The sequence below is a fragment of the Streptomyces sp. NPDC006476 genome, from assembly GCF_040612015.1.
In the GTDB taxonomy this organism is placed as follows: Bacteria; Actinomycetota; Actinomycetes; order Streptomycetales; family Streptomycetaceae; genus Streptomyces; species Streptomyces griseorubiginosus_B.
On the sequence record NZ_JBEXPK010000090.1, the window covers coordinates 1 to 17,314 of the forward strand.

Sequence of the window (17,314 nt, forward strand, 5' to 3'; positions counted from 1 at the left end):
GGCTGCACACCTACAATCACCACCGCGGACACACCGCACTGAAAGGGCAACCACCCGCCAGCCGCGTCCCCAACCTCACGGGTCAGTACAGCTAGGCGGGGATCCTGAGGGCGGCCAGGACCGGGAGGTGGTCCGTGGCTGCCCTCAGGTCTGTCTCGGTGACGCCGGGGAGGCCGAGCGGGACGCCCGCGCCCAGCACCTCGATGCCCTTGGTGGCGAAGATCGCGTCGATGCGCTGGAACGGGGTGACCGGGGTGAAGGTGTACTCGCTGCCCCAGGGGGCGGTCGTCCAGCAGTCCTGGAGGTCGGCGGACAGGCGCTGGAAGGTGCGGCCGGTGGGACGGTCGTTCAGGTCGCCGCCCGCGATGGCGTGGTCCACACCGAGGTCGGCCAGCCGGTTCAGGAGCATCCCGGCCTGGTCGTAGCGCTCGTTCTGCTCGAGGGAGAGGTGGCAGCTCAGCACGCCGACGCGGACGCCGCCGAAGCGGACGACCGCGGTGGCGAAGCCGCGTCGGTGCTGACCGGGGGTGAGCGGGAGCAGGACGTCTTCCGTGCGCTCGACGGTGGCCCGGAGGCCGCAGAGGATCGCCGGGCCCGCGGCGGTCCCGCCGCCGGTGAGGATGACCAAGCCGGAGGCCGAGGCCAGGCGGGCGAGCTTCTTGCGCCAGCGGAAGAAGCGCGGGGCTTCCTGGATGAGGACCAGGTCGGGGACGCAGGCGGTGATGACCCGGGCGAGGGCGTCCGTGTCGTCCCGCATCGAGCGGATGTTGTAGCTCAGAACGCGGAGGACGGCTGAACCGTCGGCCTCGGTGCGGGAGTTCGGGAGCGGCTCCATGTGGATCAATCTACGCCCCAGGGCGCGGGGTGCGAGGCTTGTGGGCGGCCAACCGTGTGCGCGGCCGGGCGCGCCCACGCGGCGAGCCGCGCGCCGGCACAGCCCCGCGCCCCTGACGGGCGCGTTCACGAACCGTCCGGCTACATGATCGGGTCGGGTTCGCGGGCCAGGTCCGCGGCGCCCACCATGCCCGCCTCGTTGCCGAGCTGGGCGGCGATCACGTCGGCCACCGGGCGCCAGTTGCCGCCCACCAGCCAGCGCTTGTATGACTTGCGGATCGGGTCGAGGACCAGTTCGCCCTCGTCGGAGAGGCCGCCGCCGACGATGAACGCGGACGGGTCGAAGAGGGAGGCGAGGTCGGCGAGACCGGCACCGGCCCAGCGGGCGAGTTCGCGGTAGGAGTCGACGGCGACCGGGTCGCCCTGCCGGGCGGCCATGGAGATGTGCTTGCCCTCGATGCCCTCGGGGCTGCCGTCCCCCAGGCCGAGCAGGATCTCGGCGTTCTCGGGGGTGGCGTTGGCGCGCTGCTTGGCGTATCTGACCAGGGCGCGCCCGGAGGCGTACTGCTCCCAGCAGCCCTGCGAGCCGCAGCCGCACAGCAGGCCGTCGGGGACCATCCGGATGTGCCCGAACTCGGCGGCGACGCCGAAGTGGCCGCGGCGCAGCTTGTTGCCGATGATGATGCCGCCGCCGAGGCCGGTGCCGAGCGTGATGCAGATGACGTTGCGGTGGCCCTTGCCGGCGCCGAACTTGTACTCGCCCCACGCGGCCGCGTTGGCGTCGTTCTCCACGACGACCGGGAGGCCGACGCGGGCCTCGACCTTCTCCTTCAGCGGCTCCTGGCGCCAGTCGATGTTCGGCGCGAAGTAGACGGTGGAGCGCTGCCGGTTCACGTAACCGGCCGCACCGATGCCCACGCCGACGATCTCGTGCCCGGCGCGCGCCCCCTCGACGGCGGAGGCGATGGCGTCCACGATGCCCTCGGGCGTGGCCGGGGTCGGCACCTTGAAGGTCGAAAGGATGTTGCCTTCCTCATCGACCACGCCGGCCGCGATCTTCGTGCCGCCGATGTCGACGCCGATGGTGAGTCCCATGAATCCCTCAGTTTCGGTCGAGCCCCGCTACGGCCAACCGTACCCGAGGCCCTGCCGCCGGGGTTCAGGCGTCCGAACGCTGGGCGGCCCGGCGGCCACTGGGGGTGTCAGTCCAGGTCGATGCGCTGGCCGGGCCCGGTTCCCTCGCCCTTGTCGCGGCCTTCGTCCCGGCTTGCGTCGAGGTCCTTGTGCAGATCGGTCGGCCGGGTCGCCCAGCGCTGCTCCTGGGCCTGGACCGCGGAGCGGTACGCGGCGAGCAGTTCGTTGCCCGCGGCGGCCAGGTGGTCGAAGACGTCCGGGTTGCGTTCCACGACGGGTTCGACGGCTGCCCGGGCCTGCTGCACGACCTGCTTGACCACCTGCTGGGCTGCGGGCCCGGCGACGGCGCCGAACAGCGGCGACTGGATCGACGACAGCTTCTCGGAGACGGTGTCGACCAGCTTGCGCAGTTCCTCGGCGGCCGAGACCGGCGGCCGGCCGTACTCGGCGCGACGGCGAGCCTTCTCCGCGGCGAGGTCCTCGGCGACCGCCGTCGCCCAGGCGTCGGCGTCGGTGGCCCGCGCCTCGCGGGCGGCCTCGTTCTCACCGGGATCCGACGGGGGGAGCTGTTCGCTCATGACGGACTCCTGACTACGGTTCGTCCCTACGACGTTACCCGAACGGCCGTACGTCGTTCAGGCCCTGTCGGGCCACAGACCGGGGTCCGGCGTGAAACGGATGCGCAGTTCGCCGTCCCGCAGGCCCGCGCCGGAGACGGTGCAGCGGCGCAGCGCGGACGGCAGCGCCACGATCCGGCGGAACGGGCCCGCGGTGACGAGGAGTTCGTCCCCGCGCCGGATCAGGTCCAGGTCGTCGCGCGCCGCCCCGGGCAGCGGGATGTGCCAGACCAGCACACCGTCCTCGGCGAGCCGGTCGACGACGGGCCACTCGACGGTGGACGTCGTCCCGTTGACGCCGGGGACGGACAGCGCGGTGAGGTCGTCCGTGCCGCGCGGGTCGCGGCCGAGGTGCGGGACCTGCCGTACGTCGTACGACTCCCGCCACTCCTCCAGCGCCTTGCGCTGCTGGGCGACGAGACCGGCCGGCCAGTCCTCCGGTACGACCCGGTTCGCGACCAGGACGTCGGGACGCAGCCCGCGCAGGGCGAGGCCCAGCACGGCCTCGCGGACGGCGTCGGCGCCGGCCGGGCCGGGTTCGGCGACCAGCCGTACGGCGGTGTGCCGGTCGGCGAGGACGGCCGTGACGGCGGCGAGTTCCGTGTCCCAGCGCGCGGCGGTGTCGTACAGCCACTCGGCGGGCATGGGGACCCCGGCCAGCCGGCCGAGCACCGGGCGCAGGGCGCGGGCCGCCTGTCGCTCGGGCGGCAGCAGACGGCGCAGATAGCGGCGCAGTTCCTCGGGCAGCGCGAGCAGGGCGAGGGCCTGCGGGGCGGGCGGGAGGTCGACGACCAGCAGATCGAACCGCTCCGACAGGGCGGCGTCACGCAGGGCCCGCAGGAGGGTGAGCTCCTCGGCTCCGGGGAGGGGGGTGACCTCCTCGGCGTCCAGCCGGGAGGCACCGAGGAGGTCGAGGACGCCTGCGGCCCGTTCCTGGAAGGCGGCGAGGTCGTCCCGGAAGCCGGCGACCGCGTCGGGCCGCCAGACGCTGAGGTGGGAGGAGACGGGGAGGGGGGCCGGGCCGGTCGTCGCGCCGAGGGCCGCCCCGAGGGTGTCGGTGCGGTCGGCGCCGAGGAGAAGGGTCCGGGTGCCGTCGCCCGCGGCGCGCAGCGCGGTCGCGGCGGCGACGGTCGTACGTCCGCTGCCGCCGGGACCGGTGATCAGGAGGGTGCGCATGAGGCTGAACGGTACCTTCGCCCGCCGCCCCCGAACTCCCGTGACTACTTCTCCCCCGACTCCACGCGCTTCTTCAGCCCGGCCAGCGCCCGGTCGATGATGACCTTCTCGGCCTTCCGCTTGATCATCCCGAGCATCGGGATCTTCACGTCCACCGTCAGCCGGTAGGTGACCTCGGTGGCCCCGGCACCGGCGGGCTTCAGGATGTACGACCCGTCGAGGGAGCGCAGCATCTGGGACTTGACCAGCGTCCAGGACACCTCGTTGGCGCCGGTCCACGTGTACGCCAGGACCTGGTCGTCCTTGATCGCGCCGGCGTCCATCACGAGCCGCACCTGCTCGGCCCGCCCCTGCGCGTCGGTCGCGAGGACCTCCGCCTCCTTGACCTCGCCGGTCCAGTCCGGGTACCGCCCGAAGTCGGCGATCACCCCCATGACATCGGCCGGTGCCGCCTCGATCGTGATGCTCGAGCTGGTGTGTTCCGCCATCGCCGTGGCTCCTCCAGATGCGGGCCGGTGAGAAGTCGTCGTGCGCACGTGTGTGCAGCGTGAAGGCTACCGCGCGCCCGACCAGGCGACTTCACCCGGATCGGGCAGTTCACCATTCGAGCGCCCAGGGCTTCCCGGTGCCGGCGAAGTGCCCGACGTTCACACACTCCGTGGCCCCTATCCGCATGCGCCGCACCAGGGGTTGGTGGACATGGCCGAAGAGCGCGTACCGGGGCCGGGTGCGGCGGATCGTCTCCAGCAGTGCCCGGCTTCCGCGCTCGAAGCGCCGGGCCACGGTGTCGTAGACGAGCTCGGGCACCTCCGGCGGGATGTGCGTGCACAGCACGTCCACCTCGCCGACGGCCGCCAGCTTCGCCTCGTACTCCTCGTCGTCGATCTCGTACGGCGTCCGCATCGGCGAGCGCAGGCCCCCTCCGACGAACCCGAAGGTCCAGCCGCCGATCTCCACCCGCTCCCCGTCCAGCACGGTCGTGCCGGGCCTCGCGTACTCGGCCCACAGGGACGGCATGTCGACATTGCCGTAGGTCGCGTACGTCGGTGTCGGGAAGGCCGCGAACATCTCGGCGTACTGCCCCCGCACCGCTCCTTCGACGGCGGTGGCCCGGTCCGTGCCGATGCCGCTCCACAGTCGGGCCCCGAACTCGCGCGCCTCCTCGAAGCGGCGGGCGGTGCGCAGCTCGACGATGCGGTCGGCGTTCTCCCGGCCGAACAGGTCGGGGAAGATGCCGCGCGAGTGGTCGGCGTAGTCGAGGAAGAGGACCAGGTCACCCAGGCAGATCAGGGCGTCGGCGCCGTCGCCGGCGCGGGCCAGGTCACGGGCGTTGCCGTGCACGTCACTGACCACGTGAACCCGGGTCCTGCCGCTGCCGGCCGGTGTGGATGCCATGACGATCAAGCGTAAAGGTGTGGGGTGTACGTGAACAGAGCCGTCGGGACCTGCGGTTACTGGCTAGTCAGTCAGCGGGTCGACTACCGTACACAGAGCAACACCCATCTGTGTGACGCAGCGAACATCTCGCCGGGACCCCCTGTCGAAGAAGCCATACCGGCGGGTAACGTCCGGGCAGTCCAGTCGTGCTCAGGATTTCAACCAGTGATCTCCCGAGCACCTGCCCGAGCCTTGGACGCACCGTCGCATCGCACAACGTCGTGGCGCCGGCGCCTTATTAGGAGCAGCAGTCTTGCGCGAGTTCAGCCTTCCGGCTTTGTACGAGGTCCCTGCGGACGGCAATCTCACCGACATCATCCGCAGAAACGCCGCGCAGCATCCCGATGTGGCCGTCATCGCCCGCAAGGTCGGCGGCGCGTGGCAGGACGTGTCGGCCACGGCGTTCCTGGCCGAGGTGCACGCCGCCGCGAAGGGCCTGATCGCCTCCGGCATCCAGCCCGGCGACCGGGTCGCCCTGATGTCCCGCACGCGGTACGAGTGGACGCTGCTGGACTTCGCGATCTGGAGCGCGGGCGCGGTCACCGTGCCGGTGTACGAGACCAGCTCGCCGGAGCAGGTGCAGTGGATCCTCTCCGACTCGGGCGCGACCGCGGCCCTCGTCGAGCTGGACAACCACGCCGCCGCCGTCGAGTCGGTGCGCGACCGGCTGCCGGCCCTCAAGCACCTGTGGCAGATCGAGGCCGGCGGGGTCGAGGAGCTCGGGCGCCTCGGCAAGGACGTCAGTGACGCGACCGTCGACGAGCGCAGCTCGCTGGCGCGGGCCGACGACCCGGCGACGATCGTCTACACCTCCGGCACCACCGGCCGCCCCAAGGGCTGTGTGCTGACCCACCGCAGCTTCTTCGCCGAGTGCGGCAACATCGTCGAGCGCCTGCGGCCGCTGTTCCGCACCGGCGAGTGTTCCGTGCTGCTGTTCCTCCCGCTCGCGCACGTCTTCGGCAGGCTCGTGCAGATCGCACCGATGATGGCGCCGATCAAGCTGGGCACCGTCCCGGACATCAAGAACCTCACCGACGAGCTGGCGTCCTTCCGGCCGACGCTGATCCTGGGCGTCCCGCGGGTCTTCGAGAAGGTCTACAACTCGGCGCGTGCCAAGGCGCAGGCGGACGGCAAGGGCAAGATCTTCGACAAGGCCGCGGACACCGCGATCGCGTACAGCAAGGCACTGGACACGCCCTCGGGCCCGTCGCTGGGCCTGAAGATCAAGCACCGGACCTTCGACAAGCTGGTCTACAGCAAGCTGCGCGCGGTGCTCGGCGGCCGGGGCGAGTACGCCATCTCCGGCGGCGCCCCGCTGGGCGAGAGACTCGGCCACTTCTTCCGCGGCATCGGCTTCACGGTGCTGGAGGGATACGGCCTGACCGAGTCCTGCGCGGCCACCGCCTTCAACCCCTGGGACCGTACGAAGATCGGCACCGTCGGGCAGCCGCTGCCGGGCTCGGTGATCCGGATCGCGGACGACGGGGAGGTGCTGCTGCACGGCGAGCACCTGTTCAAGGGCTACTGGAACAACGAGGCCGCCACGGCCGAGGCGCTGACCGACGGCTGGTTCCACACCGGTGACATCGGCACCCTCGACGAGGACGGCTACCTCAGGATCACCGGCCGCAAGAAGGAGATCATCGTCACGGCGGGCGGCAAGAACGTCGCCCCGGCCGTGATCGAGGACCGGATCCGCGCGCACGCGCTGGTCGCGGAGTGCATGGTGGTGGGCGACGGGCGGCCGTTCGTGGGGGCGCTGGTCACCATCGACGAGGAGTTCCTGGGCCGCTGGGCCGCCGAGCACGGCATGCCCGCGGGTGTCACCGCGGCGTCGCTGCGTGAGGACCAGGATCTGCTCGCGGCGATCCAGGACGCGGTCGACGACGGCAACGCCGCGGTGTCGAAGGCGGAATCGGTGCGGAAGTTCCGCATTCTGTCCTCCCAGTTCACGGAGGAGTCGGGCCACCTCACGCCCTCGCTGAAGCTCAAGCGCAACGTGGTGGCGAAGGACTACGCGGACGAGATCGAGGCCATCTACCAGAAGTAGCGGGCCACTCGGGTCAGGTGTCCTCGGCGAGGACCCGGGTCATCGTGCGCTCGGCGAGCGCGGTGATGGTGACGAACGGGTTCACGCCGATGTTGCCGGGCACCAGCGAGCCGTCGGTGACGTACAGCTTCGAATAGCCTTTCACCCGGCCGTAGTTGTCGGTCGCCTGGCCCAGCACGCAGCCGCCCAGCGGGTGGTAGCAGAAGTCGTCGGCGAAGACCTTGTTGGAGGAGCCGAACAGGTCGTAGCGGTAGATCGTCGCGTTGGCCGAGTTGATCCGGTCGAAGAGCTTCTTGGCCATGGCGACGGACACCGCGCTCTGGGCGGCGGTCCAGCCCAGCTTGACCCCGTCGCTCGCGGAGTCGTAGGTGAAGGCCGCCCGTTGGGGGTTCTTGGTGATCGCCAGATAGAGGCTGACCCAGGTCTCGAACCCGATGGGGAGCGGGGCGATCTCCGCGAAGACCGGGTTGCCGGTGTTGGCCCAGTCGTCGATGCCCATGACCGGCATGGTCGACTGGTTGGCACCGGTGGTGTCCCAGATGTGGTTGGCGCGGCCGAGCATGGTGTTGCCGTTGGGGCCCCAGCCGGCACCGACACTGGAGTTGAGGGCGGGCAGGGCTCCGGTGTCCCGTGCCCGGACGAGGAGTTCGGTGGTACCGAGGCTGCCGCCGCCGAGGAAGAGGTACGTGCAGCTGTACTGCTTGGTCTGGACGACCTTGCCGGTGACGTCGATGCGGTCGGTCGTCAGCAGCCAGCTCCCGTCGCTCGCCCGGTGGACGGCCTTGACCCGCTCCATGGTGTTGATGGTGACGTTGCCGGTGCCCAGCGCGGACGCCAGGTAGGTCTTGTCGAGGCTCTTCTTGCCGTAGTTGTTGCCGTAGATGACCTCCTGTGCGAGCGCCGACTTGGTGGCGGTGCCGGCCGCCTCGCGCTGCATGTAGCCGAAGTCGTAGACGTTCGGTACGAAGGTCGTCTTGAGCCCGGTGTTGTCGGCGGCCTTCCGCGAGGTGCGGGCGAACTGGTACCACTCGGTCGACTCGAACCAGGCGGGGTCGATGGTGTTGACGCCGAGCATGGCGCGGGCGCGCGGGAAGTAGGTGTTGTACATCTCCGTCGCGTTCACGGTGGGGAACTGCTCGGTGAAGTACGACTGGAGCGGGGTGACCGCCATTCCGCCGTTGACCAGGGAGCCGCCGCCGACACCTCGTCCGACGTACACGGACATGTTGTCGAAGTGCACGCGGTCCAGGACGCCGGGGTAGGGGGTGATGTCCTTGTTGACGACGTCCAGCCACAGGAAGGTGGCCAGCGGGGCCTCGGTGCGGGACTTGAACCACATGGAGCGCTGGTCGGGGTTGGCGGTGTTGCAGAAGATCTTGCCGTCGGCGCCGGGGGTGTTCCACAGCTGCCCCATCTCCAGGACGAGCGTGCGGATGCCGGCCTGGCCGAGGCGCAGGGCGGCGACGGCACCGCCGTATCCCGAACCGACCACGATGGCGGGCGCGTTGTCGACGGAGGCCGCTTCCTCGGCCGCCTGTGCCGACTGCAGACCGATCCGGGTGAGCCCGGCGGCGGCCGCGCTCTGCAGGGCGATCATGCCCAGTATTTGACGTCTCGTCAGCTGATGCTGCGTCAGTTTTGCTCTCATGCGCGCAGCATCGGCGGATTATCGGCCTCCGGCTAGGCCCCTGTCGCCAAATTCCCGTCGCGCGGGCCCGGTGGTGCCATGGGTGTCCCCCGCGCGAGGTTGTTCAAGCGTGGCGGAGGAGCCACGTCGGTGGTCCGGCAACGCGGCTGGGGGCAAAACGCCTCTTGGGCAGTGGGGAGTGCGTGCCAGGCGCCGCCGGGCAGGTGGGAATTCGACGGCCAGGTGGTGAGGCTGACGCGGGAAGACGTGGCCAGGCTCGGCCAGGAGGCCGGGCGGCTCCCAGATGCAGCGGCCGGTCACCCTGGACGAGGCGGTGAGCCACCGGCTGCGCCCCTAGAGCAACGTCTTCAACCTTTCCGCCAACAAGTCCCAGCGCCACTTCTCTTCCACCCACTCACGCCCCCGCTCCCCCATGCGTCGCCTGAGTTCAGGGTCGGAGAGGAGGACGGTGATCCGTTCGGCCGTCTCCTCGGGAGAGCCGCCGCGGACCACCCAGCCGGTCTCGCCGTCCAGGACGGCGTCGGGGGCGCCGCCGGAGTCGCCGGCCACGACCGGCAGGCCCGTCGCCGACGCCTCCAGGTAGACGATGCCGAGCCCCTCGACATCGAGGCCGCCCCGGCGGGTCCGGCAGGGCATGGCGAAGACGTCACCGGCGCCGTAGTGGGCGGGCAGCTCGGACCAGGGCACGGCGCCCGTGAAGCGCACGGAGTCGGCGACACCGGTCTCGCGCGCCAGCTTGCGCAGCTCGCCCTCGTAGGGCCCGCCCCCGACGATCAGCAGCACCGCGTCCGGCTCGGCGGCCAGGACCCGGGGCATGGCCAGGATCAGCGTGTCCTGCCCCTTGCGCGGCACCAGCCGGGACACGCACACGACCACCGGCCGGTCGCTCAGCCCGAGCCGCGCCCGGACCGCCTCACCGCCGGACCCAGGGTGGAAGACCTTCTCGTCGACGCCGGGCGGCAGCTGCACCATCCGCCCGGCCGCCGCGGGCGTCAGCGCGGAGGCGATCCGCGAGCGCGTGTACTCGCCGAGGTAGGTGATCGTGTCCGTGCCCTCCCCGATCCGCCGCAGCAACTGCCGCGCGGCGGGCAGCTGGGCCCACCCCGCCTCGTGACCGTGGGTCGTCGCCACCAGCCGCTCGGCGCCGGCCCTCCTGAGCGCCGGCGCCATCAGCCCGAGCGGTGCCGCCGCCCCGAACCACACCGACGTACAGCCGTGCTCGCGCAGCAGTCCGACGGCCGTCCGGGTGGCCGCGGGCGTCGGCAGCAGCATGGTCGTACGGTCCCGGACGACGGTGAAGGGCTGCTCGGCGTCGAAGGCGCGGGTCGCCTCGACGCCCTCCCTGCCCCGCTTCCAGGTGGAGGCGTAGACGACCAGCCGCTCGGGGTCCAGGCGCAGCGCCATGTTGTGCAGGAACGCCTGGATGCCGCCGGGGCGGGGCGGGAAGTCGTTCGTCACGATCAGCGTCTTGTGCATCGCCGCCGACCCTACCGGGCGCGTCCGCACAGGTGCGCTCGGCCGCGTTTATGGCGAGTTCACAGCCGGGCAGGACATCATGTTCTCCTCAAGACGAACAGCTGGCCGAAGGGGCTCGGGTGGACATTGCGGGTGCGAGGCGGTCCCTGGCGGGGCTGCTGGTGACCTGGTGCCTGACCAGGGTGGTCCTGCTGCTGTTCGTCTTCAAGGTGTGGATCTTCCCGGGCCCGGACGTCACCAGCGACGTCTCGGTGATCTACCAGGGCTGGTACGAGGTGCTGCGCACCGGCACCTTCCCGCGCGGCGACGTCACCTGGCAGTACCCGCCCGCCGCGGCCCTGGCGATCCTGTCCCCGGCGCTGCTGCCCTTCCTGCAGTACGCGTCGGCCTTCTTCGTCCTGGCCTGCGTGGCCGACCTGGCCGTCCTCGCCCTGCTGCTCTACGCGGGCCTGCGCCCCGGCAAGTCACTGCGCGGGGCCTGGATGTGGGTGGCGGGCGTGCCGCTGATCGGGCCGACCGTGTACGCCCGCTACGACGTGATGGTCACCGCCGTCGCCGTGGCGGGGCTGCTCGCCGGGGCCCGGCGGCCCCGCGTGATGGGCGTCCTGGTCGGGTTCGCGGCGATGCTGAAGGTGTGGCCGGCGCTGCTGCTGCTCGGTGCCCGCAAGCGGGCCGCGTGGGCCTGGACGGCGGGGACGGTCGCCGTGGTGGCGGGGCTGTTCGCGGTGTCGATGCCGGGGGCGTTCTCCTTCCTGACCTTCCAGAGCAACCGGGGCACCGAGGTGGAGTCCCTCGGCTCGCTCGTCTTCCATGTGGCCCGGCACTTCGGCTGGGACGGCCGGGTGCTGTTCAACTACGGCTCGATCGAGTTCGTCGGCCCCTGGGTGAACGCCGTCAGCTCCGCCGCCCTGTTCCTGACCGGCGTGGCCTTCGGCTGGCTGCTGCTGTGGCGGCTGATGGCGGCCCGGTTCCTGCCGAGCACGCTCACCGACGCGGCGTTCACGGCGGTGCTGATGTTCACGGTCACCAGCCGGGTGATCAGCCCCCAGTACATGGTGTGGCTGGTCGGTCTCGGGGCCGTCTGTGTGTGCTTCCGGGGCACCCGGATGGGGCTGCCCGTACTGCTGGTCCTCGCGGCCTGTCTGGTGACGGTGCTGGAGTTCCCGCTCTGGTTCCAGCACGTCGTCGCGAGCGACCTCCTCGGGGTGACCCTCCTGATCCTCCGCAACGCCCTCCTGGTCGCCGCCGCCGTCTGTGCGGCCGTGCAACTGTGGCGCTCGACGGTCTCCCGCGAACCGGTCCCGGCCCTGCCCGCGCAGACAACCCGCCCCAAGGAGACCTCCGCCTCCTCCTGACGCGGGCTCCGGCCGACGGACACCGATCCGGACGGGACAGCGGCGGCCAGGTCGTCGTCAGTCGCCGCCGCGCCGCGTCACCCCCCGCAGGGGCAGCCGGTCGGCACGGCTGTGCCGGCTCGCACCGGCACGCCCCCGAACCCGCCCGCCCCGGGCGAACAGCACGGCCACCACGGCGCACTGCACGGCCATGGCGAGCGCCATCGCCAGGCACACTCCGGGCAGACCGAGCACCGACAGGCCGTAGGCGAGCGGGAGTTGGACCGCGGTGCCGAGCAGCGTCACCCGCAGCAGGGCCGGTGCTCCCCCGCTCCCCTCGAAGACCCCGCCCAGCGCGATGAAGCAGGCCATCAGCAGCAGGTATGGGCCGATGGAGCGCAGGAACAGCACTCCGGCGTGGGCGACCCCGGGTCCGGCGCCGTAGGCGGCCATGATCCAGGGGGCGGCGGCGCCCAGCAGGACGACGGCCACCAGTCCGGCCGTCCCGGACACCAGCATCGCCTGGCGCCCGATCTCCCGGCGCGCGTCGCGGCCGGCGCCACGCGTGTGGGCGGTGTGGATCGACGCGGCCTGCCGCACCGCGTAGAACGCCATCGTGGCGACGTAGAGGACCTTGTACGCGACGGCGTACGCGGCCACCGCCGTCACCCCCAGGCGTGCCACGATGGCGACCAGCACCAGGGCCCCGCCCTGCCGCACGGTGAAGTCGGCGGACATGGGCAGCCCGGTGGTCAGGGTCCGGCGCAGGGCCGCGGCCAGGGGTTCCGCGGGCCTCGCCCGGGCCGCCTGCCTCAGCAGGGCGTTCCGCCGGAGGACGACCAGCCCCGCTGCCAGCGCGGCGCACCGGCACAGCACCGTCGAGACGGCGGCGCCCCGCACGCCGTACAGGTGGATCAGCAGCGGGTCGCAGACCAGGATCAGCCCGTTGGCGAGCAGCGCGAGCCGCATCGGGGTGCGGGTGTCGCCGGCACCCTTGAGGATGCCGTCGACGAGGTTCTGCGCGAAGAAGACGGCGATGCCCGGCAGGGAGACCGCGAAGTAGGCGACCGCGAGCGGCAGGGCAGCGCCCTCCTCGCCGCCCAGCACCGCGCGGGCCAGCGGCTCGCGCAGCAGCAGCCCGCCGAGCACGACCATCGGTGTGACCACCGCGAACAGCGCCCAGCCGCCGCGCACGGCCGCCCGCACCGCCCCCGGGTCCCGGGCGCCCCTGGCGTGCGCGACCAGCACGGTCGTACCGGACGCGAAGACCAGCGAGACGCCCAGCAGCACGTTCTCGGTGTTGGTCGCCACGGCCACCGCGGCGACCGCCGCACCGCCGAGCCGGGAGACCCAGACGGTGTTGATGATCCCGGCGGCCACGGTGGCGAGGAGCGAGAAGTAGACGGGACGGGCGAGCGAGACGAGCTGTCTGCGATGAGCGTTCATGGACTCCCCCTGGTGACGGCACACCTCTGCATACCTCTAATCGAGGTAGCTCGATTAGAGGTACCATGGCCGCACGGAGCCCGCAAGGAGGGAACGTTGCTGGAACTGTCGATCCTCGGCTTCCTGGCCGAACAGCCGCTGCACGGCTACGAGTTGAAGGAGCGCATCAAGGCACTGAGCGGCCATGTCCGCCCGGTGAGCGACGGCGCCCTCTACCCCGCCATCGCCCGGCTGGTGACCGCCGGCAAGCTCGACCAGCACACCGAGCCCGGGGCGAGCGCGGCCCCGCGCCGCATCCTCTCCCTCACCGCCGAGGGCCGCGAGGACCTGCTGGAGCGCCTGCGACACCCCAAGGAGGCGGAGATCACCGACCACGTCCGCTTCAACACGGTCCTGGCCTTCCTGCGCCACCTCCCGGACCGCCGGGAGCAGGCCGACGTCCTGCGCCGCCGCCTGGACTTCCTCGAGACGCCGTCGAGCTTCTTCTACGACGACGGAGAGCCCGTGCGCGCGGAGGAGACCGGGGATCTGTTCCGGGAGGGCATGCTGCGGGTGGCGCGGGCGACGGGCGAGGCGGAGCGGGCCTGGCTCAGGGAGGCCATCGGCCTGCTGGATCAGCCGAGTTGAGCCTTGAGGTACTCCCGCCACTGCTCGGTGAAGTTCGCCGGTGTCGTGCCCAGAACCTTCTTCATCGCGTCCTCCACCGAGCCGGCCCGCCGCGGATGGTCACCCACCGCCCGGTAGAACTGCCCCAGGCGCTTCTGGCCCCACCGGTCGGCGATCATCCGGCAGGCCAGCCAGCCGCCCTCGTAGGCCTGCGCGAGCTTTGTCGCGTCCCCGCTGAACCCGAAGTCCTTGTCGGTCGGCAGCGCGGCCGGGACCTGTCCGTCGTCCACCGAGCGGGCCAGCTCGGGCGCGGCCTGGATCGCGGTGCGGCCGGTGCCGAGGTAGCCGACCCAGTCGGCGTAACCCTCCGACAGCCACAGCGGGGTCGCGGCCGTGGTGTGGGCGCGGGTGGCGACATGGGTCGTCTCGTGGGTGAGCACGACCTGCTTGCCCAAGGTGCCGAGGAGGGCGTACGCGTCCGGGTTGACGATGATCCGGTCCGCGGGCGCGTCCGGCGGACCGCCCACCTCGCCGGTGGTCACCGCGGCGATGCCCCGGTACTGCGAGGCCGGTGAGCCGAGCAGTCCCGCCATGCCCTCCACGGACTTCGGTACGAGGACGAAGTCGTGCCGGGCCCAGTCGGTGCCCCACGCCCCGCTGACGGCCGGGACGGCGTGGTCCGCGAGGTCGGCGTAGACGTGCAGCCGCTCGCTGGACTGCCCGACGCCGAGGACGAGGCTGCGCCTGCCGCGCATGACGGTCACCTCGCCCTGGTCCCACAGCTGTTGGGCGGACTTGCGGGCGGGGGCGTCGGCGTCCACCCGCCACTGCCCGTCCGAGCCCTGAGAGAGGGTGAGGGTGCGGCCGGCGGTGACGGGGGCGTTGTCGTATCCCTGGACCCGGTACCGGAGTTCGGCGTCCGCGGTGGCCTCGTCGCCGTTCCGGTGCAGGGCCGTGACGCGGTAGGACCAGGAGGCCAGCGGCACTCCGCGGAGGTTCTCGAACCAGCCGAGCGCGCCCGTCTTCAGGAAGGCCGTCCGGTCGCGGTCGAGGACGGCGGCGGACCGGCGGTCCAGGACCCGCTGCAGATCCGTCCTGGCCGTGCCGTCGGGGGACTGTCCGCCGCAGCCCACCAGGGAGACGAGCAGCAGAACGAGCGCCACGACACCCGAACTCCACACCCGCCCACGACCACCAGCCACTTCCCGATCGTACGGCCGACCGGGCGCGGGGCGTCAGACCCTCGTGACGGAGGACACCGGCATCATGTTGACGCGGTCGTAGCGCACGGGGGCGCCCGGGTAGGGCGCGTGGATCACCTGGCCGTTGCCCACGTACATCGCCACATGGCTGGCGTCCGAGCGGTAGACGACCAGGTCGCCGGGTTGCGCCTGGGAGAGCGGGACCTGCCGGCCGGCGAACCGCTGCTCCTGCGAGGTGCGCGGCAGATGGACGCCGGCGTGCGCGTACGACCACTGCATCAGGCCCGAGCAGTCGAAGCCGGAGGGGCCGGTCGCGCCCCAGACGTACGGTCTGCCGAGCGCGGAGCGGGCGGCGGCGATCGCGGCGGCCGCGCGGGCGTCGGGCGGAACGACGCCCGAGAGGTCGGGGATGTCGTCGCCTCCGGAGCGGGAGGCCCGGTCGTAGGCGGCACGCTGTCCGAACGGCAGGGAGTTCAGCAGCTGCCGGGCCTTGGCGAGCTTCTGCTCGACGGTCTTCTTGTGGGCGGCGACCGCCGTGCGGCTCTTCTGGAGTTCGGCGAGCTTGCCGGCCGCCTCCGCGCGCTCCTGGGCGAGTTCACGCAGCGCGGACCGCAGCTCCCGCAACTGGCCCGCCTGGTGGACGCTGACCCGGTCGAGCGTGGAGGCCTTGTCGAGGTAGTCGGCCGGGTCGTCGGAGAAGAGCAGGGCGACGGTCGGGTCGATGCCGCCGGAACGGTACTGGGCGCCGGCCAGCGAACCGAGCGCGTCCCGCATGGTGTTGATGCGCTGCTGCCGCCGGGCGATGCCGTCCTGTGCCTGACCGACCTCGCGGCGCAGGGTGGCGGCGGTCTCGTCGGCCTTGTCGTAGGCCTGGGTCGCCTTCTCGGCCTCCTCGTAGAGGCGGTCCACCTCGGCCTTGATGTCGGTGTGCGGCGCGGCGTGGGCCGGCACGGCGCCGAGGGCGGCGGTCGCCGCGGACAGGACACACAGGGCGGTGCCGGCACCTCGGTTGAACCCGGACGTCGGTACAAGGCGGCGATGGGACCCCACGGGAAGCCGCGCTCCTTCCGCTGACGACAAGGACCGCTTCCCCGCGCGGCGGGGAAACGCGGCAGACAGTAGCCGCGCGGTGGGGGGTCGGCCAAAGACCCTCGCGGGTACGTACAGTGACGCCCCGCCTCTGACGCAGGTCATGGGCGGGGCGTGGGGTCAGCGGGAGGTGCCGTAATTCGCCCGTTCGGGCGTCACCCGGAGCGTCAGCCGACGCGGACGCCGAACTGGAAGGGCATGTTGCCGATCGACTCGTAGCGCACGACGGTGCCGGTGCGCGGGGCGTGCAGCACCATGCCGTTGCCCGCGTACAGGCCCACGTGGTGCAGGTCGCCGTAGAAGAGGACGAGGTCGCCGACCCTGAGCTGGCTCTCGCTGTAGATCCGGGTACCGGCGTTGGCCTGTTCCTGTGAGGTGCGCGGGATGGTGACGCCGGCCGCGGCGTAGGCGCGGGAGGTCAGACCGGAGCAGTCGAAGGAGGCCATACCGGTGGCGCCGTAGGAGTACGGCTTGCCGAGCTGGCCCTGCGCCCACTGGAAGGCGGCGGCGGCACGGCCGGAGGCGGCGGTGCCGTTGCCGAGGTCCACGCGCTCGTTGGCGTCGCGGTTGGCGCGGGACTGGTCGGCGTTGAGGGCCGCGCGCTCGGCGGCGGTCAGGGAGTTGAGGAGCTTCTGCGCCTGGGCGAGCTTGGCCTGGACCGCCTTCTTCTGGGCGACGAACGCGGCGCGGGTGGCGGAGAGGTCCTTGAGCTTGCCGGAGGCCTCCGCGCGCTCCTGGGCGAGCTCGCGCTGCTTCTCCTCGATCTTCTTCAGCGCCTCGACCTGCTGGGCGCTGAGCTGGTCGGCGGTGGAGGCCTTGTCCAGGTAGTCGTCCGGGTTCGACGACAGGAACAGCTGCAGGGAGGAGTCGATGGAGCCGCTGCGGTACTGGGCGGCGGCGGCCAGGCCGATGGAGTCGCGCAGGGTGTTGAGCTCCTCCTGGCCCCGGGCGACGTCGTCCTGGATGGTGGAGATCTCCTTCTGGAGCTTCTGCTCCTTCTCCTTTGCGCCGTTGAGCTTCTCGGTGGCCTGCTCGGCCTGCTCGTAGAGCTTGTCGACCTTCGCCTTGACCTCGTCCTTGGAGGGCTTCTCGCTCGGCGCGGCGTTGGCGGCCTGAGCGCTGATGGCAACGGCGGCAGCAGCGGCGGTGGTGAGCACGGTCACGCGCGTGCGGCTCGGCTGCTTGGGTCGACGGTGGGACGCCACGGAGGTGAACTCCTTCTTTTGAGTGATCACCCGCTCGGAGGTTCGAGGCCAGACCCTAGT

Annotated in this window: 15 protein-coding genes; 3 read left to right on the plus strand and 12 right to left on the minus strand. The window is 71.7% G+C overall.

What is annotated here, in order from left to right:
* Positions 1-91: 91 nt before the first annotated feature.
* The 6 genes from ABZZ74_RS46140 to ABZZ74_RS46165 form a co-directional block, all read right to left on the minus strand.
* A complete protein-coding gene (locus ABZZ74_RS46140) occupies positions 92-835 on the minus strand; it encodes an endonuclease/exonuclease/phosphatase family protein (protein ID WP_356950117.1) in 744 nt (247 codons plus the stop codon).
* Between the two features lie 140 nt (positions 836-975).
* Complete coding sequence (locus tag ABZZ74_RS46145) at positions 976-1,929, minus strand: ROK family glucokinase (protein WP_356950118.1); 954 nt, start codon at positions 1,927-1,929, stop codon at positions 976-978.
* 107 nt (positions 1,930-2,036) lie between these two features.
* Positions 2,037-2,546 (minus strand): DUF5304 domain-containing protein, encoded by a 510-nt coding sequence (locus tag ABZZ74_RS46150; protein ID WP_356950119.1) that lies wholly within the window; start codon positions 2,544-2,546, stop codon positions 2,037-2,039.
* 57 nt (positions 2,547-2,603) lie between these two features.
* On the minus strand, positions 2,604-3,761 hold the full coding sequence (locus tag ABZZ74_RS46155; RefSeq protein WP_356950120.1) for an ArsA-related P-loop ATPase: 1,158 nt from the start codon (positions 3,759-3,761) through the stop codon (positions 2,604-2,606).
* Between the two features lie 44 nt (positions 3,762-3,805).
* The gene (locus tag ABZZ74_RS46160) at positions 3,806-4,249 is read right to left on the minus strand and encodes an SRPBCC family protein (protein ID WP_356950121.1); all 444 of its coding nucleotides are present in this window, start codon (positions 4,247-4,249) and stop codon (positions 3,806-3,808) included.
* 109 nt (positions 4,250-4,358) lie between these two features.
* Positions 4,359-5,156: a metallophosphoesterase gene (locus ABZZ74_RS46165; protein WP_356950122.1), complete on the minus strand. Its 798-nt coding sequence runs from the start codon at positions 5,154-5,156 to the stop codon at positions 4,359-4,361.
* A 295-nt stretch (positions 5,157-5,451) separates the two neighbouring features.
* Here ABZZ74_RS46165 and ABZZ74_RS46170 point away from each other — a divergent pair, with 295 nt between their 5' ends.
* Positions 5,452-7,248, plus strand: a complete 1,797-nt coding sequence (locus tag ABZZ74_RS46170) for an AMP-dependent synthetase/ligase (protein WP_356950123.1) — start codon at positions 5,452-5,454, stop codon at positions 7,246-7,248.
* 13 nt (positions 7,249-7,261) lie between these two features.
* Here ABZZ74_RS46170 and ABZZ74_RS46175 read toward each other — a convergent pair whose 3' ends face one another.
* Both ABZZ74_RS46175 and ABZZ74_RS46180 read right to left on the minus strand, forming a co-directional pair.
* The gene (locus tag ABZZ74_RS46175) at positions 7,262-8,845 is read right to left on the minus strand and encodes a GMC oxidoreductase (protein WP_356950124.1); all 1,584 of its coding nucleotides are present in this window, start codon (positions 8,843-8,845) and stop codon (positions 7,262-7,264) included.
* A gap of 384 nt (positions 8,846-9,229) precedes the next feature.
* On the minus strand, positions 9,230-10,372 hold the full coding sequence (locus ABZZ74_RS46180) for a glycosyltransferase family 4 protein (protein WP_356950125.1): 1,143 nt from the start codon (positions 10,370-10,372) through the stop codon (positions 9,230-9,232).
* A 119-nt stretch (positions 10,373-10,491) separates the two neighbouring features.
* Here ABZZ74_RS46180 and ABZZ74_RS46185 point away from each other — a divergent pair, with 119 nt between their 5' ends.
* A complete protein-coding gene (locus tag ABZZ74_RS46185; protein ID WP_356950126.1) occupies positions 10,492-11,727 on the plus strand; it encodes a glycosyltransferase family 87 protein in 1,236 nt (411 codons plus the stop codon).
* 57 nt (positions 11,728-11,784) lie between these two features.
* Here ABZZ74_RS46185 and ABZZ74_RS46190 read toward each other — a convergent pair whose 3' ends face one another.
* Positions 11,785-13,152, minus strand: coding sequence for an MATE family efflux transporter (locus tag ABZZ74_RS46190; protein ID WP_356950127.1), 1,368 nt, complete (start codon positions 13,150-13,152; stop codon positions 11,785-11,787).
* A gap of 96 nt (positions 13,153-13,248) precedes the next feature.
* Here ABZZ74_RS46190 and ABZZ74_RS46195 point away from each other — a divergent pair, with 96 nt between their 5' ends.
* On the plus strand, positions 13,249-13,779 hold the full coding sequence (locus tag ABZZ74_RS46195; protein ID WP_356950128.1) for a PadR family transcriptional regulator: 531 nt from the start codon (positions 13,249-13,251) through the stop codon (positions 13,777-13,779).
* Here the strand turns inward: ABZZ74_RS46195 and ABZZ74_RS46200 are convergent.
* The 3 genes from ABZZ74_RS46200 to ABZZ74_RS46210 all read right to left on the minus strand — a co-directional run bounded on the left by ABZZ74_RS46200 (position 13,767) and on the right by ABZZ74_RS46210 (position 17,254).
* Positions 13,767-14,960, minus strand: coding sequence for a hypothetical protein (locus ABZZ74_RS46200; RefSeq protein WP_356950129.1), 1,194 nt, complete (start codon positions 14,958-14,960; stop codon positions 13,767-13,769). The two genes, ABZZ74_RS46195 and ABZZ74_RS46200, sit on opposite strands and share 13 nt — an antisense overlap.
* Before the next feature lie 33 nt (positions 14,961-14,993).
* A complete protein-coding gene (locus ABZZ74_RS46205) occupies positions 14,994-16,010 on the minus strand; it encodes an NlpC/P60 family protein (protein ID WP_356950130.1) in 1,017 nt (338 codons plus the stop codon).
* 206 nt (positions 16,011-16,216) lie between these two features.
* A complete protein-coding gene (locus tag ABZZ74_RS46210) occupies positions 16,217-17,254 on the minus strand; it encodes an NlpC/P60 family protein (protein ID WP_356950131.1) in 1,038 nt (345 codons plus the stop codon).
* Positions 17,255-17,314 lie beyond the last annotated feature (60 nt).